Origin of the sequence: Tautonia plasticadhaerens (assembly GCF_007752535.1) — a bacterium.
Lineage (GTDB): Bacteria > Planctomycetota > Planctomycetia > Isosphaerales > Isosphaeraceae > Tautonia > Tautonia plasticadhaerens.
Genome location: NZ_CP036426.1, coordinates 2,603,029 through 2,628,744, shown reverse-complemented (window position 1 = coordinate 2,628,744; position 25,716 = coordinate 2,603,029). Strand labels below are relative to the sequence as shown.

13 protein-coding genes are annotated in these 25,716 nt (G+C 75.3%); 12 read left to right on the top strand and 1 reads right to left on the bottom strand.

The window, feature by feature from the left end:
• Nucleotides 1–36: 36 nt before the first annotated feature.
• Entirely contained in the window at nucleotides 37–993 is a 957-nt protein-coding gene (locus ElP_RS10185; protein ID WP_231749628.1) for a glycosyltransferase, read from the bottom strand.
• A gap of 318 nt (nucleotides 994–1,311) precedes the next feature.
• On the opposite strand from ElP_RS10185, the gene ElP_RS40585 reads away from it, so the two are divergent.
• The 12 genes from ElP_RS40585 to ElP_RS40580 all read left to right on the top strand — a co-directional run bounded on the left by ElP_RS40585 (nucleotide 1,312) and on the right by ElP_RS40580 (nucleotide 25,664).
• Nucleotides 1,312–2,718 (top strand): peptidylprolyl isomerase, encoded by a 1,407-nt coding sequence (locus ElP_RS40585; protein ID WP_145268934.1) that lies wholly within the window; start codon nucleotides 1,312–1,314, stop codon nucleotides 2,716–2,718.
• 72 nt (nucleotides 2,719–2,790) lie between these two features.
• On the top strand, nucleotides 2,791–3,651 hold the full coding sequence (locus tag ElP_RS10175; RefSeq protein WP_231749627.1) for an RDD family protein: 861 nt from the start codon (nucleotides 2,791–2,793) through the stop codon (nucleotides 3,649–3,651).
• A gap of 6 nt (nucleotides 3,652–3,657) precedes the next feature.
• Nucleotides 3,658–4,710 carry a stage II sporulation protein M gene (locus tag ElP_RS10170; protein ID WP_145268932.1) on the top strand — a complete coding sequence of 351 codons (1,053 nt, stop codon included), beginning with the start codon at nucleotides 3,658–3,660 and terminating at the stop codon, nucleotides 4,708–4,710.
• Nucleotides 4,711–4,930: 220 nt separating this feature from the next.
• Nucleotides 4,931–5,716 carry a hypothetical protein gene (locus ElP_RS10165; protein WP_145268930.1) on the top strand — a complete coding sequence of 262 codons (786 nt, stop codon included), beginning with the start codon at nucleotides 4,931–4,933 and terminating at the stop codon, nucleotides 5,714–5,716.
• The gene (locus tag ElP_RS10160; RefSeq protein ID WP_145268927.1) at nucleotides 5,710–6,483 is read left to right on the top strand and encodes a DUF4129 domain-containing protein; all 774 of its coding nucleotides are present in this window, start codon (nucleotides 5,710–5,712) and stop codon (nucleotides 6,481–6,483) included. The genes ElP_RS10165 and ElP_RS10160 overlap by 7 nt, the downstream gene beginning before the upstream one ends.
• Complete coding sequence (locus ElP_RS10155; protein ID WP_145268925.1) at nucleotides 6,480–7,646, top strand: DUF4350 domain-containing protein; 1,167 nt, start codon at nucleotides 6,480–6,482, stop codon at nucleotides 7,644–7,646. Before ElP_RS10160 ends, ElP_RS10155 begins: the two co-directional genes overlap by 4 nt.
• A gap of 104 nt (nucleotides 7,647–7,750) precedes the next feature.
• Nucleotides 7,751–9,193 carry a bifunctional glycosyltransferase/class I SAM-dependent methyltransferase gene (locus ElP_RS10150; protein WP_145268923.1) on the top strand — a complete coding sequence of 481 codons (1,443 nt, stop codon included), beginning with the start codon at nucleotides 7,751–7,753 and terminating at the stop codon, nucleotides 9,191–9,193.
• Nucleotides 9,194–9,215: 22 nt separating this feature from the next.
• Entirely contained in the window at nucleotides 9,216–11,462 is a 2,247-nt protein-coding gene (locus tag ElP_RS10145) for a glycosyltransferase family 39 protein (protein ID WP_145268921.1), read from the top strand.
• Nucleotides 11,463–11,679: 217 nt separating this feature from the next.
• On the top strand, nucleotides 11,680–13,656 hold the full coding sequence (locus tag ElP_RS10140) for a hypothetical protein (RefSeq protein WP_145268919.1): 1,977 nt from the start codon (nucleotides 11,680–11,682) through the stop codon (nucleotides 13,654–13,656).
• 330 nt (nucleotides 13,657–13,986) lie between these two features.
• Nucleotides 13,987–14,790, top strand: coding sequence for an inositol monophosphatase family protein (locus ElP_RS10135; RefSeq protein WP_145268917.1), 804 nt, complete (start codon nucleotides 13,987–13,989; stop codon nucleotides 14,788–14,790).
• Between the two features lie 429 nt (nucleotides 14,791–15,219).
• Nucleotides 15,220–18,672, top strand: coding sequence for a hypothetical protein (locus ElP_RS10130; protein WP_145268915.1), 3,453 nt, complete (start codon nucleotides 15,220–15,222; stop codon nucleotides 18,670–18,672).
• A 110-nt stretch (nucleotides 18,673–18,782) separates the two neighbouring features.
• Nucleotides 18,783–25,664 (top strand): hypothetical protein, encoded by a 6,882-nt coding sequence (locus ElP_RS40580; RefSeq protein ID WP_145268913.1) that lies wholly within the window; start codon nucleotides 18,783–18,785, stop codon nucleotides 25,662–25,664.
• Nucleotides 25,665–25,716 lie beyond the last annotated feature (52 nt).

Genomic DNA, 25,716 nt, shown 5'->3' with positions numbered 1-25,716 from the left:
GCGGTCGGTCGTTCGGGTGCGATGCGGCCGGTCGGCCTACCAGCGGAACTCCCGGAAGAAGGCCTCCTGCCGGGCGAGGCGCCCCCGACGCCCGACCGAGGCGGCCCGACGCGAGGCGAGGGCGCCGTCGAGCCGTGCCAACGCCCCGCCCAATGCCCGGAGGAAGGCGACCTTCCCCGTCCCCGCCGCGACCAGCGCCCGGACCGCGAGCCAGCCGAGGTGACCCAGCAGCCTCGGGCCGCTCAGGTTCTTCCAGGAGAACAGGAGCGTGTTGCGCAGGGCGAGCCGGTCGCAGCCCTCCTTGCCGAAGGCGGGCTCGAACGAACCGAAGCCCCGGTGGTAGGCGACCGACTCGGGGACGTAGACCCCACGCCAGCCGGCCATCCAGGCCCGGAAGCCGAGGTCGAGGTCCTCGATCCGGCCGGGGAAATAGAGCGGGTCGTAGCCGCCCAGCTCCAGGAACTTGCGGCGGTCGACCGCCAGGACCGGCCCGGCGCTCGCGGTCAGGCCGGGGCGGTCGACCTCACGCTCGAAGCCGGGCACCCGGCAGAGGCCCTGGACCAGGCCGAACCGCATCCGGACCCGGGTCCGCATCCCTTCATACGTCGAGCCGTCGAAGGTCCAGCACCGGGGGGCGGCGAAGAGGGCGTCGGGGTCGTTGCGGACGGCGGCGACCAGCGGCCCGACGGCCCCCGGGTCGAGCTTCACGTCGTTGTTCAGCAGGAGGACGACGTCCTCGTCCCTCCCGGCCAGCACCCGGTTGAACGAGGCGAGCCCGGCGTTCGGCTCCGAGACGACGGCGACCCCCGGGAAGCGGTCCCGGAGGAAGGGGACCGAGTCGTCGGTCGAGCTGTTGTCGACGACCGTGACCTCGCAGGGCATCGGGGCCCGGGCGGCGGCGTCGAGCACCGACGGCAGGCACTCGGCCAGCAGGCCTCGGCCGTCGAAGTTCAGGACCAGGATGCAGGAGCGGTCGTCGTCGGTGCTACGCACGAGGTTCCATCCCATCCCCGGGTTCGCGCCCCGTCCCGGGGCGGCGGTACTCTAGGGCGGCGGGCCGGGGCGGTCAAGCCCGGACGGCGGGGGTGGGGCGGGTCGAGGAGACTGGCCTTGCCAGGTCGGGGGGGCCGTCGTATCGTCCCCGGTCACTCGTCCCGGCATCACGTCGTCGCGATCCGTCCGAGGATCGATGGATCCCTCCTCCCGCCCGGGATGCCGCCGAGGGGGCGGGGATCGATCGATCGCGTCCGAACCGGTTCCGGGACCCGATCCGGCCCCCTGCGGCCGGAATGTGCGTCGAGGGGGGTGGCGATGAAGCGCCTGGTCGGCCTTGGGATGTTCGCCGCGGCCCTGATCGGCTGCAGCCAGACCCGTGACGGGCTCCAGCCGACCGCGGGGCTCGCCCCCGCGAGCCTGCCGCCGGGACTGCCGCCGATCGGGGACCGGATCAACAACGGCCCGGTCCCAGCGACCGGGCCGGCCCCCCCGTCGACCCGGGTCTCCGGCGTCTCGCCTGGCGTCCACGGGGAGGGACCGATCGAGGCCCCCCGGGTCGCCGCCTCGCCGGCCGACCCGGCGCCAGGGGCCCCCGAGGCAGGTCGGTCGTCCGTCGCGGCCGCCCTGGTCGACGCCCCCGTGCCGCCCCCCGACCGGGCTGCGGCCGGGCCGGTCGGCGAGGCCGCCCGGGTCCCCGCCGACCCGGAGATCTCGAAGGCGAGCGCGGCCGGGCCCGCCCCGGTCGTCGGCCAGCCGGTCGGCGAGTGGGCCGCCCGGGTGGACAACGACATCATCACCTGGAACGAGCTGCAATCGGCCGTCGTCCGCCGGATGCGGGAGCTGTCTCCGGAGCAGCAGGCCGCCCCCGAGGTCCGGCAGATGTTGGCCTCCAGCGTGCTCGACCACCTGATCGACCGCTCGCTCGTCATCCAGAAGGCCCGTCGCAACGAGCTGAAGGACCCCAAGCGCTGGGAGATGATCAACAAGGGGGCCGTCGAGTTCTTCGAAGAGCAGCAGCTCCCCGCCCTGCTCAACAAGTACAAGGCCGAGGATCGCTACGACCTGGAGCGGGTCATGGCCGAGCGCGGCGAGTCGCTCGACGAGGCGATCGACTCATTCAAGCTGGAGTTCGTCTACCAGCAATTCCTGATGATGAACGTCGCCTCGAAGGTCACCGTTGACCTGCCCGAGATGCGGGCCTATTACTTCGAGAACCGCGACCACGAGTCCTTCCGGCGCGGCCCCGAGCTGATCTGGCGGGAGCTGGCCGTGCGTTTCGCCAACCACCCGGGCCGCGAGGCCGCCCGCTCGAAGATCGACCAGGCGACGGCCCGGCTCGCCCGGGGGGAGCCGTTCGAGCAGGTCGCCCGGGAGCTGGGCGAGGGCCCCAACGCCTCCGAGGGCGGGCTCTGGACCACCGCCCCGGGCAGCTACGCGGTGGGCGAGGTGAACGAGGCGCTCGCCGGGATGTCGCCCGGCCAGACCAGCGCCGTGATCGAGGGGCCGACCGGCCTGCACGTCGTCCGGCTCGAATCCTCCCGGCCCGCCGGCCGGCTGAGCTTCGAGGAGGTCCAGGACGAGATCCGGGGCCTCATCAAGGCCCGCAAGGAGACCGAGCTGATCGAGGATTACCTGAAGGACCTGTACGCCGGGGCGGTCGTCACCACGGTCTTCTCCGAATACAAGCCCAGGCACCTCCGCGAGGAGGTCGCGGGGGGCTGACCTCCCGGGGGAGGGGCCCGGGGGGAGGCCCGCCGGGGCGGCGCGTTGCCGATCGGGCGGCCCGGGGATAGCATGGATCGACCGAGGTCGGGTCGAGATGCGCTCCGGGGGGCCCGGGCGCGGGGCCGGCCGAGACGGCAGCAGCAGGCGGTACACCAGGTCATGGCCACGGCGGCCCCCGAGCCCGCGGAGGCGGTCGAGGCGCTCGACACCACCGTCCGGCTGATCACCCCCGAACGGATCGCCTTCCGGTACCCGCTGGCCGGGCCGTTCCGGAGGGCGTCGGCGTACCTGATCGACTTGATGGTCCTCATCCTGCTCGGGTTCCTCGGGCTGCTCGGTTCGCTCACGCTCTCGCTGGGGTCGGCCGCCGGGGGGGGGCTGTTCCTGGTGATCCTCTTCGTGCTCCGGTTCGGCTACGGGGCCCTGCTGGAGGGGATCTTCAACGGGCAGACCGTCGGCAAGCGGGCGATGTCGCTCCGGGTCGTCTCGATCGAGGGGGTGCCGATCGGCGGCGGCCAGGCGTTCCTCCGCAACCTGCTCTGGTGCCTGGACGGCGCCCTCCCATTCGCCTACATGCCCGCCCTGGCGAGCATGGTGATGACCCGACGCTTCCAGCGGCTCGGCGACCTCGCGGCCCGGACGATGGTCATCGTCGAGGGCCGCCCCCCCCGGTCCGGGGTGGCCCGGCCGGACGACCGGGCCGTCGAGGCCCTGCTCCCCCTCCTGCCGGCGACGATCGACGCCGGGCCGGAGCTGGCCCGGGCCCTGTCGGACTACGTGAACCGCCGGAGGCGCTTCAACCCCTCCCGACGCGAGGAGATGGCCGGGCACCTCGCCCGTCCGGCCCGGCGGAAATACGACCTGCCGGCGGACGTGCCGGGCGATCTCGTGCTCTGCGCCCTGTATCACCGGGTCTTCCTGGAGGCCTGACCGCGCATGAAGGTCGCCGAGCGCCTCGCCCGTCGCGAGCGGAGCTGGCGGGAACTGGACGTGCTGCTCAGCCGATTCGAGGAGGCCGGGGCGCTCCGCCGGTGGCCCGTGCCGGCCTGGCGTCGGTTCGAGCCGGCCGACCCGACGGCCGACCCCACCGCCCCCTCCCCCGACGGCAAGGTCGGCGCCGCCGAGGTCGTCCGCCTGGGAGAGCTGTACCGCGCCGCCTGCGCCGACCTGATGCTGGCCGAGGCCTACGACCTGCCCCGGGACACGGTGGCCTATCTGCACGCGCTGGTGGGCCGGGCGCACAACTCGCTCTATCGGACCCGGGGCTTCCGGGTCCGGTCCTGGGCGTCGGAGCTGCTGGAGGAAGTCCCCCGCCGGCTCCGGTCCGACCCGTTCCTGAGGATCTCCGCCGTCCTCTTCTGGGGGCTGATGGCCCTGGCCGGGTGCCTGGCCGCGGCGCGGGACGGGTTCTCGGAGAAGGTGGTCGGGCCGGAGCAGCTCGCGAGCCTGGAGGAGATGTATGCGCGGCCGCTCACCGAACTGCCCCGGGAAGACGAGTTCATGACCGGCTTCTACATCAACCACAACGCGGCGATCGGCCTGAAGTGCTTCGCCTACGGCCTGACCTTCGGGATCATGACGCTCTACGAGCTGGGCTTCCAGGCGCTGGTGCTGGGCACGATGTTCGGCCACATGGCGACGACGCCGATGGCGGCGAACTTCTACGAGTTCGTGACCGCGCACGGCCCCTTCGAGCTGACGGCGATCGTCCTCTCAGGCGCCGCCGGGCTCCGGCTCGGCTGGGGCCTGATCGACACCCAGGGCCGGCGTCGGATCGACTCCCTCGCCCGGGAGGCGAGCAACTCCCTGCCGATCGCCGGGGCGGCCACCTGCCTGTTCGTGCTCGCCGCCTTCGTCGAGGGCTTCGTCTCCGGCTCCCCCCTGCCCTACGCCGCCAAGGCGGGAGTGGCGGCGGGCAGCACCGCGCTGATGCTCGCATTCCTGATGATAGGTGGGCGGGGGACGGTCCGGGTAGAGGGCGCGGGATGAGTCCGAGGGCCGGATGACGGGTGAATAAGTATCAGAAAACGTAAACTTGACCCATATGTCGTGCGTGGTGAGATGAGGGAGGTCGTCGGGGGATTGTCCGAGGCCGGGGGCCGAGCATCGATCGCCGGGCCGCCGGCCATCCCACATCCGCCTCATTCCTGGACGCCTTCCGCCATCGAATCGCCGAGCGCGTCGAGCAGCCCGGAGGGGGAATCGAACCGTGGCCGTCGACCGGACCCTGGTCCAGATCCGAGAGCGGTCTTACCTGGACATCCTCGACCTGGCCCTGGTCGTGATCCGGCACCGGCCGGCGACGATCGGGGGGACGGCGGCGTTGGGGATCGCGCCCTGGGCGGCCCTGAACGCGTGGCTGACGGCCGGCTCGGGGGAGTCGAGGGCGGCACTTCAGCTCGCCCTGATCGCGCTGGAGGCGCCGCTGGCGACGGCGCCGCTGACGGTCGTGCTCGGGGGCCTGATGTTCGGTTCCCGGCCGAGGGCCGGCCGGGTGGCGGCCACGACCTTCCGGCAACTCGGGCCGATGGTGCTCTACCAGGGGGCCCTGAGGGGGCTGCTTCTCGCCTCGATCGTGCTGGCGTGGCTGGTGCCGGCCCGGTTCGCCTTCCTGAACGAGGTGGTGTTGCTGGAGCGGGGCCGGTGGTGGAAGGCCTGGTCGCGTTGCGGCGACCTCTCCAACGAACGGAGGGGCGAGCTGTTCGGCCAATGGCTCGCCCAGGTGGCCTTCGGCTCGATGTTCGTCCTCGCCTTCTGGCTGGCGTCGGCCCGGGTACTCGGCGTGTTCGAGGGGGAATTGACGTGGGCCCGGCCGGGGCTCGACCTCGTGTTCAACGCCTGGGCGGTCCTCGGCATCTGGGTCGCCGTGGCATTCTTCGCGGTGGCGCGGTTCCTGGCCTACATCGACCAGCGGATCCGCCTCGAAGGCTGGGAGGTGGAGCTTCGCCTCCGGGCCGTCGGGCGGACGATGCAGGAGGGGCAGGAGGCATGGTGAGCCGTCGGATTGCGTCGATCGCTGCGGCCTCGCTGCTGATCCTGCTGGCCTGCCCGGATGCCTCCCCCGCCCGGCAGGGCGGGGGCACGTCTCCGGCGAATCCGGAGGCGGTCTCGACCGTCCGCGAGGCGCTCTCGGCCCGGTCATTCCCCTGGTACGACGCCCCGGCCGACGACTTCCGGCCCGTCATGCCCCCCGCACCGGACGCCCCCCCCTCGAATCCCTCGGGCGGGCGGCCGATGTTCGACCCGGCGAGGCTGTCGCTCCAGGAGCTGGGACGCCTGATCGTCTTCGTCCTGCTCGCGACGGCCCTGACCGGCCTGCTCCTCTACGTGGCGAGGACCTGGCGGCGCCGGAGTCGCATCGAGGGACGGACGATCGCCCCCGGCCCGCCCGGGGTGGCCGGCTCGGCGACCCGGGTCGAGTCCCTGCCGAGGGGGCTTGAGGTGGACGAGTCGGAGCCCCTGGAGGCCGCCCGGCTGCTGCGGGCGAGGGGCGACCGGGCCCGGGCTGTCGTGCTGCTGTTCGCCCACCAACTCCTGCTGCTCGACCGCCTCGGGCGGATCCGGCTCTCCCCGGGCCGGACCGGCCGGCAACTGGTCCGGTCGATCGAGGACGACGAGATCCGACGCTCCGTCTCCCGCACCCTCCGCCAGTTCGAGGAGGTCTGCTACGGCCACCGAGAGCCCGGCCCCGACGCCTTCGACGCCCTCTGGGCCGAGGCCGAGGTCCTGGACGCCCGGCTCTCTCCGGGGGTGACGGCATGACCGGCCCGAGGATCCGGATCCGGGGGATGACTTCGGTCGCCCTCGCGGTGGTCGCCTCGCTCTCCGGCTGCGGCGGGACGGAGATCGACACCACCTATGGCTTGACCCGGGGCGAGAGCGTCAACGGGACCGGCGTCTTCGCGGAGCTGCTCCGGCACCGGGGACACGAGGTCCGCACCGCCCGGAGGCTCAACGACGAGCTGGGGGATTGGGCCGAGACGCTGGTCCGGTTCGCCCCCTACTCCGGGCCGATCGAGCGGGAGGAGGCCGAGTGGTACCTCGACTGGCAGCTCTCCCGGCCCGGCCGCCGGCTGATCTACGTCTGCCGGGACGGCGGCGCCGAGGCCGAGTACTGGTCCGCCGCCCTCGCCTCGCTCCCCGCCGATGCCCCCCAGGCGCAGCGAGAGCGGATCGAGGCGAGGCTCGCCGACGCCGGGGGATGGGGCTCGCAGCCGGCCCCCCCGGGGACCGAGCCGGCCGACCCGGAGACCTGGTTCGGGCTCGACACCACCGGGGGGATGACGCCGGCCTGCTCCTCCCTGGAGGGCCCCTGGGCCGAGGGGGTGGACCCGGCCTCGGCCGCGATCCCGGTCAACCGGGCGTTGGACTCGGTGGGCGAGGCGGAGGCCCCCCTGCTCGTCGGCGACGGCCGGATCCTGGCGATGGACTGGACCTGGGAGATGGAGGCCGGGGGCGACGACCGGTCGGCGGTCCTGGTCCTCGCCAACGGTGCGTTCCTGCTCAACGCGGCGATGGTCCCCCCCGGTCGGAGGCCGCTCGCGGTGCGGGCGGCGGGGTGGGCGGGGGAGGAGCCGAGGAACGTGGCCTTCGTGGAGGGCTCGTTCCTGCTCGGGGAGGAGACGCCGATGCCGACCCCGTGGGACGTGATCCGGCAGATCCCGGCGCTGGGCGTGGTCGCCGGCCACTTCCTGGCGCTGGCGCTGGCGGCGGCGCTCTCCCGGGCCGTGATCCTCGGCCGCCCCCGCCCGGCCCCGTCGTCCGGGGCCGACCGCCCCCGGGCCCACGCCGAGGCGCTCGGCGACCTGATGGCCCGGGTCGGCGGCGACCGGGCCGCCCGGGCCATCCTCGCCTCCTATCGCCGGTGGAGGCGCCCCGGGGCGACGCCCGACGCCCCACCCGGGGGGGGCGAGTCCCCCCCCTGAGCCGGGCCTGCGCCGCCCCTCCCCTGGAGCCCCGACGGCGACCCTGGTATCGTACGAATCCGGCCCATCCCCCGGCCCGAACCGAACCCTCCCGAACCCATCGCATGGCCGAGCCCCCCCCCGATCCGGCCCCTCCCCGGCCCCTGCTTAGCATCCTGATCCCGGTCTACAACGAGCGTCGCACCCTGCGGACGATTGTCCGTCGCGTGCTCGACGCCGGGATCCCCGTCCCCTTCGAGCTGATCGCCGTCGACGACGGCTCGACCGACGGCTCGTTCGAAGTGCTCGGGTCGCTCGCCGAGGGGGACGGCCGCATCCGGGTCCTCCGGCACGATCGCAACAAGGGCAAGGGGGCGGCCATCCGGACCGCCCTGCCGCACCTGAGGGGGGAGATCGTCGTCACCCAGGACGCCGACCTCGAATACGACCCGGCGGACATCGCCCGGCTCGTCCGCCCGATCCTCGACGGCCGGGCCGACGCCGTCTTCGGCTCCCGGTTCCTGAGCGGGGAGTACCGCCGGGTCCTCTACTTCTGGCACAGCCTGGGCAACGGCCTGTTGACGGGCCTCTGCAACGTCCTCTGCGACCTGAACCTCACCGACATGGAGACCGGCTACAAGGCCGTCCGCGCCGACCTGCTCCGCCAGACCCCGCTCAAGAGCCGCAAGTTCGGCTTCGAGCCCGAGCTGGCCGTCCGCCTGGCCCAGTGGGGCGTCCGGCTCTACGAGGTGCCCATCAGCTACGCCGGCCGGACCTACCTGGAAGGCAAGAAGGTCCGGTGGGCCGACGGCCTCCGGGCCATCGGCGTGATGCTCCGCTGCCGGTTCCTCGACCGCCGGTTCACCTCGCACGACGGGTACGCCGTGCTCGTGGCCATGAGGAAGGCCCGGGGCCTGAACCGCTGGCTGTTCCGGCAGATCGCCCCCTGGGTCGGTGACCGGGTCCTGGAGGCCGGCTGCGGGATCGGCAACCTGACCGAACTGCTGCTGGAGCGCGACCGACTGGTCGCCACCGACAACGAGCCCTTCTACGTCGAGATGATCTCCCGACGCTTCGGGCACCTGGAGAACGTCTCGACGGTCGAGATGGACCTCGCCCGGGCCGCCGACTACGGGCGGATCGGGCCCGAGCGGCTGGACACGATCGTCTGCCTGAACGTGCTGGAGCATATCGCCGCCGACGAGGAGGTGCTCCGCCTCTTCTGCCGGGCGCTCGTCCCCGGCGGGCACGCGATCATCCTCGTGCCGCAGCACCCCTGGCTCTACTCGCCGACCGACCGCGCCCTCGGGCACGAGCGGCGCTACGAGGAGTCGGAATTGCGCCGGAAGCTGGAGGAGGCCGGGTTCGAGGTCGTCCACCAGCAGGGGTTCAACCGCTTCGGCACGCTCGGCTGGTACGTCAGCGGGAAGATCTTCGGCCGGGACCGGCTCTCCCCGGGCCAGATGCGGCTGTTCGACCTGCTGCTGCCGCTGGCGAGGCTGGTCGAGCACGTGCCCGGCTGGCCCGCGCTGTCGACGATCGCCGTCGGCCGGAAGCCGACCGGGTGACCCTCGCAGGAGCGATCGAGCGATGGTACTGGCCGAGGGAATGCTCTGGACGGTCCTTCTGAACGCCCCGCTGCTGGTCGGCGGCCTCTGGGTGGCGAGGGCCGGGTTCGGCCAGCCCCGGGGCGTGGCCCGATGGCTGGCAGCGGCCGTGGTCGCCTGGGCCTGGGCGACGGTCGGCCTGGAACTGCTCGGCGCGAGCGGTTTGATGACTCGGGGGCCGCTGCTGGCCTGGTCCCTGCTGGGCATGGCGATCGCCTGGGGGACCCGGCGGTTTCGGCCCCATCCCATCGGCGATGATCCCGAGGCGTTCCCCTCCGGCGACCCCTCCTGGCACGCCGAGGCGACCGTGGCCGTCGGCCTGGTCCTCTGGGCGTCGGTCCTGCTGGGGATGCGGTCGCTGCTCTTGCCGGTCAAGGTGATGAGCGACGGGCCGATCTACCACCTCTGGTTCGCGGCCCGCTGGTGGGAGGCCGGGGAACTGCACCTGGTGGCGGCCCCCTTCGGCGACAACGTGGTCACGTACTTCTCCGCCGTCGGCGACCTCTGGCTCTCCTGGCTGATGATCGGCTGGGGGGGCGACCGGCTCGCCAGGGTCGGCCAGGCGCCGTTCCACCTGATGACCTGGCTGGCGGTCTACGCGATGGCCCGCCAGGTCGGCTCGGGCCGGTCGGCGGCGACGATCGCGGCGGGATGGATGGTCACCTCCTCGCCGTTCCTGATCTTCGGCTTCGAGGCGAACGTCGACACCATCCTCCAGGCCGGCTACCTCGCCGCCGCCTTCTTCTTCCTCCGGTACGCGATGGGAGACGGCGACGGCCGCACCCTGGCCGTCGGCGCCCTGGCCGCCGGGTGCTGCTGGGGGTGCAAGCCGACGGGCCTGGTGCTCGTGCCCCCCCTGCTGGCGGCCGTCGGCCTGGCGGTCCTGCTCCGCGGCGGCGGGGCCCGACGGACGCTCGGCCACCTGGCGATCCTGGCCGCCCTGCCGATGACGACGGCCGGCTACTGGTACGCCCGCAACGCGATCCTGACCGGGAACCCCCTCTACCCGGTACAGGTCGAGGTCCTCGGCAGGACCATCCTGACCGGCTGGTACGCCCCCGAGGTCATGAAGGGCAGCCGCTACTACATCGACCCGAGCAACTGGAGGGCGGGGGTCGACATCCTGCTCCAGGTGCTCGATCCCCGGCTCGCGCCCATCTGGTTGTCGGCGCTGCTTGGAGCCTGGATGTTGCCGGCCCCTCGGGACCGGCGTCGGGCGCGATGGGTCTGGGGGATGTCGGCCCTGGCGGTGCTCAACGCCGCGATCTACTGGGGGATCATCCCCTACCGGACGCAGCAGCGGTTCCTCTTCCCGGCCGTCGGCCTGGCGGCGGTCCCGGTGGCGATGCTGCTCGATCGGTCCCGGGCGCTCCGGGTCGTCGGGGTCGTCCTGCTGGGCCTGCACCTGCTCACCCCCCAGACCTGGCCCTGGGCCGGGGCCGGGGAGGAGGGGGAGATCCCCTGGGACTTCTCGCCGATGATCCCGAACACGATGGCCGGGCCGATCGGGCTGGTGCCGCCCGGCTCGGCCTGGTGGGCCTCGGTCTCGGCGTCGAGGGCCGCCGGCCGGACGGCGGAGGTGATCGCCCTGATCCTAGCGGTGGTCGGGCCGTTGCTCATTGGCGCCCTGTCGATGCTCGCCGCCCGGGCGCTCGGCCGGGCGTCGGATCGGCCGGGAGGGGGCTGGCCGAGGCTGGCCGTCGGGGGGGGCGGGGCGGCCCTGCTCGTCGGGGCGGGGCTGGTGACCTACCCGTGGGCCTTGCCCGAACCCCTGCGGTTCTTCCCCGCGTTCCGGGACTACTATCGGGGCTGGGTGGCGCTCGATCGCCTCGCCGGCCCCGACGGCGCCCGGATCGCCTACACCGGGACGAACCTCCCGTACTTCCTGCTCGGGCCGGGGATGAAGAACACGGTGCGCTACGTGAACGTCAACGCCCACCCCGACTGGTTGATGCACGACTATCACCGCGAGGCCGCACGAGCTGGTCGCCCGAACTGGCCCGGCGACATGCCCGGCTGGGACCGGGAGGAGCAGGACTTCGACGCCTGGCTCGACAACCTGCGGCGGGCTCGGATCGAGCTGCTCGTCGTCGCCCGGCACAATCCCGGAGAGCCCTGGCCCGTCGAGCGGCGCTGGGCTGACGCCCACCCGGGGCTATTCCGGCCCTCCTACGGCTCGAACCCCGAGGATCCCCTGTTCCGGGTCTACCGACTCGAACCGGGATCCTGAGGCCGGGGAGGCCGGCGTCGGGCCGGGGAGGTGACGACCCGGGTGGTCGGAGGGCCCGGTCCGGCCCCCCCGTCCGAATTTCTCGTGATTTCCCCCGGGAGGTCGACGGATCTCCGGCTCCCGGGGCACTAACGATGGGGAGGGGCGCGCCGATGCCGGCCGATCGGGCCGGGTCGCGGTCCCCGGCCGGCACCGCACCTTCGAATCGAGCACCCCGATGAGACTGACGCTCCGCACCCTGCTCGCCTGGCTGGACGACACGCTGCCGCCGGAAGAAGTCCGGGAGATCGGCGTGCAGGTCTCCGAGACGCCGTATGCCCAGCAGCTCGTCGAGCGGATCCGCAAGGTCACCCGGAGGCGACGCCTGACCGTCCCCCCCAACACCGGGCCGGAGGGGGTGGACCCGAACCTGGTGGCCGCGTACCTCGACAACGAGCTGGAGGCCGACCGGGTCGCGGAACTGGAGAAGCGCTGCCTGGCCTCGGACGTCCACCTGGCCGAGGTGGCCAGTTGCCACCAGATCCTCAGCCTGATCAAGAACAAGGCGAAGGTCCCCCCCGAGTCTCGATATCGTATGTATCGCCTGTTCAAGGGGCCAGAGGCGGTGCGGACCTCGTACAAGGGGGCCGCCCCGCCGGGGGATCGGGGCCTGCTGGGCACCAACGAGATGGCGGGGATCGACGCCCCGGGGGACGGCCAGCCGCCCTGGGCCGGGGCCTCCCCGCCCCGTCCCTCGACGTTCGAGCGGCTCGGGCCGCCGCTGGTGGCGGTCGCCCTGATCGCGGCGCTGACCCTGGTCGGCCTGCTCAACCTCCGCTCCGCCGACGTCCAGGTCCGCCAGTACGACACCGACCTCGCCGGCAATCGTCGCGTCCCCCTCGACCCGGAGGAAGGCGGGGCCGAGGACGGCGAAGTGGTCGAGGGAGCCGAAGAGGCCGCGCCGCTCGTCCCCGCCCCTCCGATCCGCGACGAGCGGCCCGCCGAGCCCGACGCCGACGTCGATCCCGATGCCGGACCGGACCCCGACGGCGGGCCCGCCCCCGGGCCGAATCCGGCCGCCCCGCTGCCCGACGGCGTCGCCGCGGTCCTGGAGCAGGTCGACGGCGTCGCCCTGGGTGCGACCCCCATGGGGGCGACCTGGGACTGGCAGCCGCACGGGGCCGGCGACCCCCTTGTCGTGGGGGAGCTGGTCGTCAACCTGTTCCCGTTCCGGTCGACCCTGGGCTTCGGGGCCGTCCACGTGACGATGGTCGGACAGGCCGACCTGAGGATCGCCGAGCCCCGGGCCGGCCTCGACGCCCGATTCGACCTGGTCGACGGCGACGTGGTCTTCCGGGCCGACGAGCCCGGCGCGACCGTCGGGGTCGGCTTCGAGGGGAGGATGCTCGCCGTCGAGCCGCCGACCGGGCAGCCGGTCGGCCTCTCCTGGATCGGGGACCGGGCCCCCGGCGAGCCCGCCGGCCGACCCCTGCTCGGCATCTGGGCCCCCTCGGGGACGCTCCGCGTGACCCCCGGCGGCCTCGGCGGCGAGCCCCGGACCTTCGACGGCCCGGTGGAGGTCCGATTCGACCCCAAGGCCGGCACCCTGGACGCCGAGGCCGCCGTGACCCCCGACTGGGTCGCCGACCCCGGCCCGAGCCCGGCCGAGGAGCAGCTGGGAGAGTCGTTCGCCCCGCTGTTCGAACAATTCCCCGGCTCGATCACCTTCGCCCTGCTCGAAGGGCTCCAGGGGGACGACCCCGACATCCAGGCCGCCGCCGTCGCCGCGCTCGGCGCGATGAGCACGGTCGAGCCGGCCAACCTCGAGCAGGTCATGCCGCTGCTCAACCAGGTCAACGCCCCCTCGCTCCGATCCTCGGCGATCGACGTGCTCCGCCGCCGGATCTCCCGGGGGCCGGCGGCGGCCGAGGAAGTCCTCGACCTGCTCGGCCGCTTCACCGACCCGGCCGAGGAGGCCGACGAACTCGGCCTCCTGCTCGTCGGCCTGGGGCCCGACGACCGCTCGGATCCCGATCGGGTCGCCGGGCTCGTCGCCGACCTCTCCTCCCCCAACCCGAGCGTCCGGCAGCTGGCGATCGAGGCCCTCCGCGCCCTCACCGGCCGAGAGGCACTCGGCTACGACCCCGACCAGCCCGAGGGCCCCGGCCTGAAGGCCTGGCAGGACCTCCTCCGCTCCGGCCGCCTCTCACCCTGATCCGGGGCCCCTCCTCCCCGATGCCCGATGGCGGGGGATGGGCGCGTCATCCCCCGTTCTGGGAAGATCAGGCCCGCCGACCCGGGGCGGTCGCCGGCGGGCCTGATCGTCCCAGACCATCCGGGAGGAGAGGGCCGGCCGGGCCGATGCCCGATACCCGATACCCGATGCCCGCTCCGGAGTCGGCACCCGGTGTGGCAGGCCCGCCGACCCTCCCGTCGACGCTCGACCTCGTGAGCCTCGATCCCGCCGTGCCTCGGCCCTCGGCCTCCCGGCCCCAGGCCGATCCGAGTCGGGCCGGCTCCACCCAAGCCCCGAAGGACCTCGACCTTGGCCGAAGACTATCGCGAGTTAAGGCAGGCCGCCGAGCGCATCGCCCGGGAGGCGGGCGAGTTGCTGCTCGGCCACTACGGCCGGGTCGAGGCGAGGGAGAAGGGGCCGAGCGACCTGGTCACCGAGGCCGACCTCGCTAGCCAGCGGCTGATCGCCGGCCGACTGGCCGAAGCCTTCCCCGGGCACACCCTGCTCGCGGAGGAGGAGGGGGTCACGCCCGACCCGGATCGCCCCTGGCGATGGATCGTCGACCCGCTCGACGGCACGGTCAACTTCGCCCACCGCTACCCGATCTGGACCGTCTCGATCGGCCTGGAGCATCGGGGGATGCTGGTCGCCGGGGCGATCTACGCCCCCTTGACCGGAACGATGTGGTCGGCCGGGCTCGGCGGCGGGGCGACCGTCGACGGCCAGCCCGCCCGGGTCAGCACCGCCGACAGGCTGCGGAACTGCCTCATCTCCGCCGCCTTCCCCACCCGATTCGGCCCGGACGCCCCCCGGCAGCTCGCGCTGATGGGCCGGTACTCCGACGGCACCCACTCGGTCCGGCGTTCGGGGTCGACCGCCTGGAACCTCGCCCAGCTCGCCTCGGGGGGCTGCGACGTGACCTTCGGCACCCACGTCAACCCCTGGGACGTGGCCGCCGGGGTGCTGATCGTGCGGGAGGCGGGGGGCCGCGTCACCGGCCTCGACGGCGGCGAGTACGACCTCTACCGCCCCGAGATCCTCGCCTCCAACGGCCCGGTCCACGACGAGGCCGCGCAGGCCGCCCGGGAGGCGATCGCCGCCTCGGCCTCCTGACCCGGCCCATCGCCCCCGGCCTCACCTGGGACCCGGATCATGGCCTGCACGCCCTCCGCGAGGAGCCGGCACGCCGGTCTCCCTCGGCGGGGGCGATGGCCGACGACCTCCGACGCCGGCCCGACGGCCTCAACCCGGGCCGCCCGAGGGCGATCGAGGAGTCAAGGGCCGGGCGGTCCCGCGAGGTCTCCCAGCGATCCTGCCGTAACCGGCGGTCATCCCTGGCCTTGCGGGCGGGGTGTCGGGCCCCCCTCGGCGGCGGGGGCGGCGCACCCGTGACGGTCCGACCCGCGGGGTGGTAGAATTCCGGGGATGTCGCACCCCTGCGCCTCCCGACGGCCGCCGATCCCCGACGGCCCTCCTCGACCCTCCTCGCTCCTATCGCCGCGAGGTCGGCCGAACGTCCCGAACGCACCGGGAGCACTCCGCTTGGCCCGACCCCCTCGCACATCCTGGCTTTGCGCCGTCTTCGCGTCGCTGCTGGTTGCCGCCCCGAGCCCGGCCCAGGACGGCGACCCGGCCGGGGATCGGGGGACGGCCGGGCCGGGGTCCCCGGTGATCGTCGTCCGTCCCGGGGTCGCGCTGGACGACGTGGTCCGGGCGGCCATCTCGGGGGTCACGTCGGTGGAGGTGGTGGGGGAGGTCCCCCGGGACGGGGGTCTGGCGCGGGTGTCGATGACGCTGGGCCTCTACGCCCGGGGCACGGGGCCGCACCGGGTGCCGATCGGCCTGGACGGGCTCTACCCGCGCGAGGCGGTGACCGACGGCGAGCCGCTGGGCTGGGAGGCCGAGCCGCCCGACGGCTGGTTCCTCGTCCTGCCCGGCGGCGACTCGGACGACGACGAGCAGCGGCGGACCGTCCGGGTCGACGTGGTCGCCCCCGTCCGGTCGATCGACGAGCGCCGGGGCCTGACGATCGCCATCCCCCGGGCGGCCGAGACGAGCCTCCGGCTGGACCTCCCCGGCCCGGTGGACGAGGCGACCTTCGGCGACGGCGCCCCGCTGCCGATCGAGCCGATCGACGGGGGCAAGCGATCCCGGATCGAGGCGTTGCTCGATTCCCGGGACGAACTGGACGTCCGCTGGCTGCCCCACCGGGACGAGTCCGCCCCCCAGGCCCCGCTGCTGACCGGCGGGGGCCACATCGCGATCGACGTGGGGGACGGCGTCCTGACGGCCCGCTCCACCTGGGAGATCCAGGTCCGCCGGGGGGAGGCCTCCTCGGTCGACCTGCTGGCCGACCCGGGCGACGAGCTGCTCGACGTCGAGGTCGAAGGCCGATCGATCGCCCCCGAACTCCTGGCCGACGGCCGGGGGAGGCGGCTGCCCTTCCCCCGGACCCTCCGCAAGGGGGACTCGGTCCGGGTCTCCGTCACCACGTTGAGGCCGATCCCCCCCCCCGAGGAGGGGGCCGACGGGTCGGCCGTCCCTTTCGGCGGGCACCGCTTCGGCGGCCTGATCGAGCAGGGCGGCACGCTGTCGATCGGCCGGGCCGACGGCCTCCGGGTCATCGCCGAGCCGTCGGTCGACCTGCGACGGATCGACCCCCGGGACCTCCGGGAGGAGATCGCCCGCTCCCGGCCGACGATCATCTCGGCCTTCCGGTTCGCCGACCAGCCGTTCGGCCTCCGCCTGCGGGTCGGGCCGGTGCCGGCGATCGTCCGCGCCTCGCAGCGGTCGCTGGTGGTCCTCGACCCCGGGGGGCGGGGGGCCCGGGTCGAGTCCTGGCTGGACTATCGGGCGGTCCGGGGCCAGGTGTTCACGGCCCGGGTCCGGGTCCCCGAGGGGCTGGAGGTCGAACGCGTCGGCCCCCCCGAGGCGGTCGCCTCCTGGGACCTCGTCCGGTCGGCCGGGGAGCCGGGGGGGGCGAGCCCCTCGGGCCCGTCGACGATCGAGCTGACGCTGGCCTCGGCGCTCCGGGAAGGGCAGGCGACCCCGATCCGGGTCGAGTTGTCGGGCCGGGCCCGGCTGGACCCGGATCGGGCGGGGTCGGTCCCCGTGTTCCTGCCCCTGGACTCGGCCTTCGACGGCGGCCGGCTGGCGGTCGCGGCGTCCCCCGACCTGGAGGTCGCCCCGGCCGACCCGGACGGCCCGGCGGGCAGCCCGACCGAGTCCTCCCCGGCCGCCGAGCCGGGCCCCTGGCTCCGGGTGGTGCTCGACCCGGCGCGGGTCGCGCTCTGGATGCGGCACGAGTCGCCGATCGACGCCGTCCCCCTGGACGTCTCCCCCCGGGCCCCGGGCTCCTCGTCGATGGTCGACCAGCTCGTCCGGGTGGGCCGGGACGGGGTGGACGTGCAGCAGGACCTGACCCTCTACGCCCAGGACGGGGTACTCGGCCGGGTGGACCTGGCCGTCCCCCCCGAGCTGGAGCGCGGCTGGGAGCTGACCGACCGCGGGCTGGTCGAGCAGGTCGAGCCGATCGCCGCCGGGCACGACGGCGAGCCGATCCGCCGGCTGACCCTCTCCCAGGCGGCGGCGGGGGCGCCGCTGAAGCTCCGGATCAGCTACCGAGTCCCCGGCGTCGACCGCCTGGTCCCCGGGGAGGCCCGACCGCTGGAGATCCCGAGGATCGAGGTGGTGGATCCCCCGCCGGCGATGCCCCCCCGGGTCGAGGTGGCCGCCGGGCCCGGCATCGAGCTGAGGACCGAGGGGGGGGGCTGGAGTCGTCCGGCCGAGAATCAGTGGGTGACCAACCCCGACGGCGGCGACCCGCTGCCGATCCGGGGGGTCTGGGTCCGGCCCCCGGGGGCCCCCGCCGACGCCCGGCCGAGCCTCTCGGCGACTGCCTCGACTCCCGCCTCGCTGCCCGAGGCGATCGCCACCCGGCTCTGGATCCGATCCGAGCAGGGGGCCGACGGCGGCGTCCGGACCTCGGCCTGGTTCCGGTTCGACGACCACGGCCCCACCCTGGGCTTCCGACTGCCGGCGGCCGCCGAGCTGGACCGCGTCTACCTCGACGGCCAGCCCGTCACCCCCGAGGACCTCGACGCGCTGGCCGCCCCCGGCTCCTACCAGCTCCACCTGCCGGCCGAGTCGGCCAGGGTGGTCCTCCTCGGCCTGAGCTACCGGCTCCCCCGGGAGCCCTCCCGGACGGCGTGGGCCCCCCCCACGCTGCTCGGCGGCGGCCGGGTCCTGGAGACCCTCTGGGAGGTCCGGGTCCCCTGGAGCCGGGCCCTGGTCGGGGTGCCGGGCCGCTACAGCGACGAGAACGTCTGGTACTGGGCGGGCTACGTCTTCAAGCGGCGGCCGGGCCTCTCCCCCGGGGAGCTGGCCGCCTGGGTCGCCGGCCCGGGGGCGACGGTCGACGCGCTCGGCCCGCCGCTCTCCGGCGGCCGGATCGGCGATCACGGCTACCTCTTTGGCCGCCCCGGCGACCCGGCCCCGCTGGCCCCGGGCATCTCCCCCCGGTCCGTGCTCGTGGGGGCCTGCTCCGGCCTGGTGCTCCTCGCGGGCCTCTCGGCGCTGGTGCGCCACCGCCACCGGGGCCGGGTACTGCCGGCCGCCGCCCTGGTCGGGCTGGCGGCCCTGATGGCGGTGAACCGGAGCACGGCGATCCTCGCGGTGCAGTCCTCGTCGGTCGGCTGGTTGCTCGTCGCCGTCGCCGTCCTGACCCGACGCGCCGTCGACCGCCGCCGCCCCTCGGCCCGGTTCGGCGACCCGAGCGGCCTGGGCACCGCCACCTCCTCGGGCGTCGACTCCCCCTCCGGGGGCGGGCCGATCGGCTCCGCGGGCTCCTCCCCCCTGGTCGGCTCCGACGACTCCACCGCCATCCGGGCCCGCCCGCCCGCGATCGACCCCCTCCCCCCCGGCATCGACCGGCCCGGTCCGATCGACGAGGCCTTCGACATCCCCGCACCCCGGGCGGGTCGGGAGGCCTCTTGAGCGACCGGGAGGCCTCGAGCCGGAGGCCGAGGCCGAGGCCGAGAGACCACGGACGACAGACGGCAGGGCGACCTGAGATGATGAGCCGAGTCCCCCGACGATCCCCCGTGATGCCGATCGCCGCCGCGCTGTCGGCGATCGTGCTCGCGTCCCCCCACCCCGCTCCCGGGGCGATCGCCGCCCGCGGCGAGGGCCAGGGCGAGGACGGGCCGGCGGTGGTCCGGCTCCGGGTCCCGGCATCGACCCTCGCGGAGTGGTTCCCCGGCCTCGCCGGCCTGACTCGGGTCGAGCCGGATCGGTTCGATCGGCTCGTCGAGGGGGCCGGTCAGGCGGGCCATGTCCGGGAGGGGGCCGGGCTGCTCCGTCCGATGCGCGTCGAGCACCGGGCCAGGCTCGACGGGGGCCGCCTCGTCGGCGAGACGACGCTCCGGTTCCCCGCCGTCGGCCTGCGGGCCCGGTGGGCGGCCCTGGAGCCGTGGTCTCCCGCCCTGGAATCGGTCCGGCCGGAGTCGATCGCCTTGGTGCACCGCGATGAGGATGGCCGGGCGTTCCTCCGGATCGCTCCCGACGCCGAGGAGGCACCCGCCGACACGACCCGGACGGCCTCGATCTCCTGGACGCTCCGCCCCCGGGTCGAGGCCGAGGGGCGGATCTTCGACCTGGAGCTGATCGAGGGCCCGTCGACGGCCCTGGTCCTCGACCTCCCCGAGGGGATCACCCCCTCCGGCCCTCCCGGCTACCGGGAGGGGCCCGAGCCGACCGGGGAGCCCGGCCTGTCCCGATGGCGGTTCGACGGCCCCGGCGGGGCCCTGGTCCTCCGGCTCCGGTCCGCCCCCGACCCCGGCCGGCCGGCCGGCCCCTGGGTCGGCGGCCCGACGGTGGTCGAGTTGCCTGACGAGGCCGACCCCTCCCGGCCGGCCGGGGCCGCGCGGTGGTCGACTTCCTGGGAGGTCGACCCCGGGCCCGAGGGCCACCGGCCCCTGGAGATCGCCCTGGGGCCCGGCGTCTGCTGGGAGGACGTCTCCGGGCCCGAGGGGGACGTGGCCGGCGTCGAGGCCCTCCCCGCCCCCGCCGGGCCCGACCCCGGGGGGACCCGGCTCCTGGTCCGGTGGCGGGAGGGCCTGATCGGCCCCACCCGGCTGACCCTCTCCGGCCTGGCCCCGATCGACGACCCCGAGGCCTGGCTCGTGCCGATGGCCGAGCCCGTCGGCGCGCAGTGGACCGGTGGGCCGGTGATCGTCCGCCTGGGCCCGTCCTGGTCGCTGCTCGAATGCCGGGAGCGCGACGGCCGTCGGCTCGACACGACGGAGGTGGCCGACCTCGTCCCCGAGGCCGGCGGGACGGGCACCATCCTGGCCTTCTTCGCCGACCGACCCTCCCCCGTGGCCGAGCTGGGCCTGGCCCCGGCCTCCCCCTCCCCCTCGGCCGCCGTCCGCGGGACCGTCTTCTTGCGGGATGGCGCCGACGCCATCGAGGCCGAGGTCGACCTCGACCCGGCCCCCTCGGCCGCCTCGATCGTCGAGCTGGAACTCTCGCCCGGCTGGCTGCCCGAGTCGATCCGGCTGGCCGACGGGCTCTCCGCCCCCCGATGGGAGCAGGAGGTCCTGCCCGACGGCGGCCGACGGCTGCTCGTCTCCCTGCCCGGTGCCGAGCGTCCCTCGGCCCCCCGCCGCACCTCGCTGACCGTCTCGGCGGCCGTGGCCCGGGAGCAGCCCGAGGCGCTCGCCCTGCCCCGGCTCCGGCCGATCGGGATGGCGGTGGCCGACGAGCGCTGGACGGTCCTCGCCGGGTCGGGCGTCGCGCTCCGGCCGGTCGAGGCCGAGGGCCTCGCCTGGCTCCCCCCCGGCCCCACCCCCGACGGCGTCCCGACGACGGCCGAGGCCCCGCGGGCCCTGCTCTCCTGGCGCTGGATCGCCCCGGAGGGCCGGGGCCTCGCCCTCCGGGAGCACCGTGCCCCCCGGCCGTCGGCCGTGGTCTCCCAGTCGGCGACGATCACCGGGGGCCGCCTGGCGATCAAGTGGCGGATCCAGCTCGACGACCGGGGCCAGGGGATCCGCTCGCTGCCCTATCGGGTCGTCCCCGCCCCCGAGGCCCCCGAGGCCACGCGCTGGACGATCTCCGGGGCCGACGGCCGGGGGGCACGGCCGGTCCAGGCCTCCGAGCCCGGCGGCACCCCGGAGGTGCTGTTGCCGCGCGAACCGAGCGGCCCGGTCATCCTGGTCGGCCAGCTCGAACTGCCCTGGGACGGCGAGGGGGCCCTGCCCGTGCTGCACCTGCCCCGGAGGTTCGAGACGAGGGGGACGGTCACGCTCCGGGTCGACCCGGCGATGCGTTCCGAGGTCCGGGGCGACTTCTCCTTCCGGGACGCCGGCGGCAGCCCCCGGGATCCCTCCCGCCCCGCCGAACGGGCCGAGGGGTCCGGGCCGACCCGGCTGGCCGCCTCGCTGATGCACGACGGCCCCCCCGGGACGCTGCTGGTCCGGACCGCGGCCCTGCCCGCCCCCCCCGGCGCCGGCGTCATCCTCCGGGCCGACCTGGAAACCCTGGCCCCGGCCGGGGACGCCCCCGTCCGGCACCGCCTCGCCCTCGACGTGGCCGGCGACGGCCCCGCCGAGCTGGGCGTCCGGCTTCCGCCCGGGGCCTCGGCCCTCGCCGTTTCCTGCAACGGGAGGCCGATCCGGCCGTCCCTGGGCGGCGAAGCCCTCCGCGTCCCCCTGCCCCGGCGATCGGCCGGGGAGCCCCCGACCGGCCCCCCGGACGCCTCCTGCCGGGTCGTGATCGACTACGAAGGGGCCCGGGGCGGCCCGGAGGTCGAGGCCGAACGGCCCGAGTTCTCGATCCCTTGCCTCTCCTTCTCCTGGCGACTGGCGATGCCGGGCAACCGGCTCGTCGAGTCGGTCGGCCCCTCGCTCCGGTCGATGGATCCGGGCCCGGACCGGCGCGGCATCCTCCCGGGCCTGGAGGACGGGCGGCTTTCCGAGGCCGGCGAGGTCGAGCGGGCGATGCTCGACCGCCTCGACGAGCAGGCGAGCACGAGGCCCCCCGACGGCCGGCCGATCGGCCGGGTGCTCGCCTCCTGGGACGTCGGCCGCTGGCCCCTGGTCGTCGACCGGGCCGCCCTGGAGTCCCGGGGGATCGGCCCCGAGACCCCGCTGCCCGCCCTCCCCGGGGCCGGGGCCGCGGCCCCGGCCGATCGCCGTCCCACCGGCACGGCCCGCCGGGGGCTCTCGCCGCTGGGCCTGCTCATCGTGCCGATCGACACCGTGCTGCTGGTCACCACCCTGGACGATGCCCCCCGGTTCCCCCCCACCCCGCTGGCCGGGGGGGCCTCGCAGTCCTCCTGGATCCGGGCCGTCCGGGAGGCGGTCACCTGGGGGGCCGACCGCTCCGACCGCTTCCAGTCGGTCGAGCACTGGCGGTCGGCGTCGAGGCCCTCCTCCCCCGGCCAGGACCTGGCCGTCTTCCCGGGCCCCGACGCCCGTTCCGTCCTCCGGTTCGTCTCCCCCGGCTGGCCGGGGCCGGGGGAGGGGGTCCGGTCGCTCGACCGCTGGCCGTTCCTCGTGCTCGGCGCCGGGGCGGGCCTGCTGCTGCTCGCCGGGGCGGTCCTCCGGACCCCCGGCCGGGCCTGGCTGGCGATCCGGGTCTCGGTGCTCCTGCTCGCGGCGATCGGCTCGGCCTTCGCCTGGTCCCGGGGCGGGCCGAGGACGGCCGCCGTCGCCGTCGGCGTCTTCTATGGCGCCGTGATCGGCGCGGTGATCGCCCCGGTGCGCCTCCCGAGGCGGGCCTCCCCGCCCGCCCCCCCGGGCTCGACCGTCACCCGGTCCCATGGCACCGGTTCCCGGGCCGCCGCCAGGGCGATCGCCCTACTGGCGACCCTCTCCGCGCTCGGAAACGCCCAGACGCCCCCCCCCTCCGGGCCCGGCGACCCGATCGTCGCCTTCCTCGTCGACCCCCCCGAGGGCGGGGACGAGCCGGATGATGCCGACGCCGGGCCGGCCCTCTGGCTCCGGGACGCCGACCTCGACCGCCTGGAGGCCGCCTCGATCGTCCCCGAGGCCGGGCCCCCCGAGTGGCCCCGGGTCGGCGCCGTCTCGGCCGACCACGAGCTGACTCCCGAGCCCGACGGCTCCTGGCGGCTCGAATCCCGGCTGACCCTGCGGTTCGAGGCCGACGGCCCCGCCGTCTGGTCCCTGCCGATCGACCGCCCGACGGGCCTGGAGGCCTCGCTCGACGGCCGTCCCCGACCCGTGCTCATTGGCCCGGGTCCCGGCCGGGCCTCGGTGGCCATCGGCGGGGCGGCCGGGCTGCACACCCTCACCCTCCGGCAGCGGGTCCGCCCCGAGGCCGACTCCGGGGGCCTCCGCCTCGCCGTGCCGGTCAACCCGGTGGCGACGGCCGGCCTCTCCGTGGCCGACCCCCCCGGCCCCGGCGCCCCCGCCCTGCCGAACGCACGGGGCCCGTCGACCACGGCCCCCGACGGCCGGATCCGGTCGGCGATCGGGCCGGTCGACCGGGTGGAGGTCTCCTGGGACGCCCCCGGCGTCGGCGGCCCGGCCTCCCCGAGTCCTCGGGTCGAGGGGCTGCTGCTCTGGCGGGCGATGCCTTCGGCCGACCGGCTCGACGCCCGGCTCACCGTCTCCGGGGGGGGCCCGATCCGGGAGCTCTGGTTCGCCATCGAGCCCGGCGTGGCGGTCCGCTCCATCCGGGCCTCCGGTTCCATGGTCGAGGGCTCCCGGATCCTCGCCGAAGACGGCGACCGCTGGGTCGCCCGGATCGACCCCCCCCTGCCCGACGGCGGCGTCATCCAGGTCGAGCTCTGGCGTCCCCGGCCCGGGGCCGTCCCCGGGGGTCCCGACGGGCCGTCACCCGGGGTCCGACCCCCCCGGCTGGAGCCGATCGGCGTGGATCGCTTCGAGGGGAAGATCGCCCTGATGAGGCCCGAGAGCTGGTCCGGTCGGCTCTCCCCCCTCCCGGGGGGCCCGCCCCTGAGCGAGCAGGAATTCGAGCAGGAATGGGGCCCCCTGCCCCGGGGGGCTGCGCTCGACCCCGCCGGGGCCGCCCGGTTCCTGGGGGCCCCGGCGGTCGCCGTGCCGATCGGCCCTACCCCCTCCCGGCTCCGGGTCACCCCGACGCTCCAGCTCGACCTCGACGCCGGCCGCTGGGAGTGGCGGCTCGCCGCCGAGGTGCTCGACGTCGACGGCCGGCCGATCCGGGAGATGGAACTGGGCATCCCCCGGGAACTGGAGCTGCTCGACGTGGCCGCCCCCGGCCTGACCGCCTGGGATCGCCCCGCGCGCGACCGGCTCCGCCTGCGGTTCGACGGCCCGGCCTCCCCGGCCCGCAGCCTCGCCGTCGGCGGCTGGATCCCCCAGCCCTGCGGCCCCATGGACCCCGGCCCCCTGGTCGTCGAGCGTCCGCTCCCCTGGCCCCAATGGCCGGGCGCCTCGGAGCGGCCCGGCAAGCTGCTGCTTTCCTCGCCGACCACCGCCCTGATCGGCTACCTCGAGCCCGACGGCGAGCCCGTCCCGGTCGACCGCCTCGCCCCGTCGAACAACCGACGCCCCTACCGCGAGATCGAGGTCCGGGAGCCGGGGATGCTCAGGGTCGAGTCCTTCCCGAGCGTCACCGTGGAACTCTGGAGCCAGCTCTCCGTCAACGACCGCTCCGCCCGCTGGGACGCCCTGCTCCGCTTCGAGGTCGTCGGCGGCCCGGCCGACCGGATCGAGCTGGACCTGCCCGACGCCTGGGTCGAGGGGGCCGAGTACGAGCTGGACGGCTTCGGCGCCATCGGCGTCCGGGACCTGGGGGACCACGTCGAGGTCGTCCCCGAGCGGCCCATCTGGGGCGTGGCCGACCTGCGGATCCGGTCGCTCCGCTCGCTGGCGTCCGACCAGGCATTGAACTTCCCCGACCTCGTCCCCTGGAGCCGCCAGGGGACCTTCTCCAGGCACACGATCGCCCTGGTCGCGCCGACCGACCGCGCCCCGATCGTCGACTTCTCCGGCCTGGAGCCGGCCGACCCCTCGACCCGGGACCGGTTCAACGCCCTCTTCACCGCCGAGCCGCCGGCCGACTCGACCCGGACCGTCTACAGCGTCCTGCTCAAGGGCTGGTCGCTGGCCGTGCGGCCACCCTCCGCCTCGACCGGCCCGGACGGCGACGACGGCGGGGCCCGGGTGGCCGAGGCCGACCTCTCCGCGGTGGTCGACGCCGGGGGCACCGTCCGGGGCCATGCCGCCTTCGAGTTGGTCCCCTCGGCGTCCCCGTTCCTGGTCCTGCTCGTCCCCGGCGGGGCCGTCTCGCCGGCCGCCGTGGTCGACGGCCGCCCCGTCCTGCCCCGGATCGGCCCCGAGGGGCGCTGGGTCGTCCCCCTGGGAGACGGCCCGACCCGACGCGTCGAGCTGGTCTGGATCGACCCCGCCCCCGAAAACGCCCGACGCGATGGCCGCCGGTTCTCCCTCCCCCAGGCGGCCCGGGACGGCTCGGCGGCGCTGATCTCCCTGCGATGCGACGAGGAGCACGTCCTCACCGCCTCGGCCGGGTCGGTGCTGCCGACCCCGGCCGCCTCGCCGCTGGTCGACCGCATGAGGCGCACCGCCGACCGCATCCGCAGCCTGCTCGGAGGCGACGACGCCCCGCCCGATGGCCCCGACCGGGACGCCGTGGCCGCCGAGGTCGCCCGCTTCCTCTCCCTCCAGCGCCAGGCCGAGCGCTCGGCCTACTGGGCCGCCCTGATGCGCCCCGACGCCGCCGAGGTGGTCCGCCAGCGCGGTCCGCTCCGGCGGATCGTCACGGCCCGCCAGGACCTCGAGGCCGAACTGGCCGCCGCCGGCCTGCCCGACCTCATCTCGACCACCCCTCCCGGCGCCGACCCCGGCCCCCCGGCCGACCGGCTCGCCCCCCTGATGCCCGGCGTCCCCCACCACTTCCGGGCCGAGACCGAGGCGGCCCGCCCCATCACCTTCGAATGGACCCGGGACGACGACAACTGAGGCCGGATGCCCCGGGAGGGATCGCAGCCGGTGCCCGGACCCGGGCGGGGGG

Bases quoted from the DNA above. Each gene is read 5' to 3' on its own strand.
- ElP_RS10175 (WP_231749627.1), top strand. From the start codon at position 2,791: ATGGATCGACCGAGGTCGGGTCGAGATGCGCTCCGGGGGGCCCGGGCG.
- ElP_RS10155 (WP_145268925.1), top strand. From the start codon at position 6,480: ATGACCGGCCCGAGGATCCGGATCCGGGGGATGACTTCGGTCGCCCTC.
- ElP_RS10150 (WP_145268923.1), top strand. From the start codon at position 7,751: ATGGCCGAGCCCCCCCCCGATCCGGCCCCTCCCCGGCCCCTGCTTAGC.
- ElP_RS40585 (WP_145268934.1), top strand. From the start codon at position 1,312: ATGAAGCGCCTGGTCGGCCTTGGGATGTTCGCCGCGGCCCTGATCGGC.
- ElP_RS40580 (WP_145268913.1), top strand. From the start codon at position 18,783: ATGCCGATCGCCGCCGCGCTGTCGGCGATCGTGCTCGCGTCCCCCCAC.
- ElP_RS10170 (WP_145268932.1), top strand. From the start codon at position 3,658: ATGAAGGTCGCCGAGCGCCTCGCCCGTCGCGAGCGGAGCTGGCGGGAA.
- ElP_RS10145 (WP_145268921.1), top strand. From the start codon at position 9,216: ATGGTACTGGCCGAGGGAATGCTCTGGACGGTCCTTCTGAACGCCCCG.
- ElP_RS10140 (WP_145268919.1), top strand. From the start codon at position 11,680: ATGAGACTGACGCTCCGCACCCTGCTCGCCTGGCTGGACGACACGCTG.
- ElP_RS10160 (WP_145268927.1), top strand. From the start codon at position 5,710: ATGGTGAGCCGTCGGATTGCGTCGATCGCTGCGGCCTCGCTGCTGATC.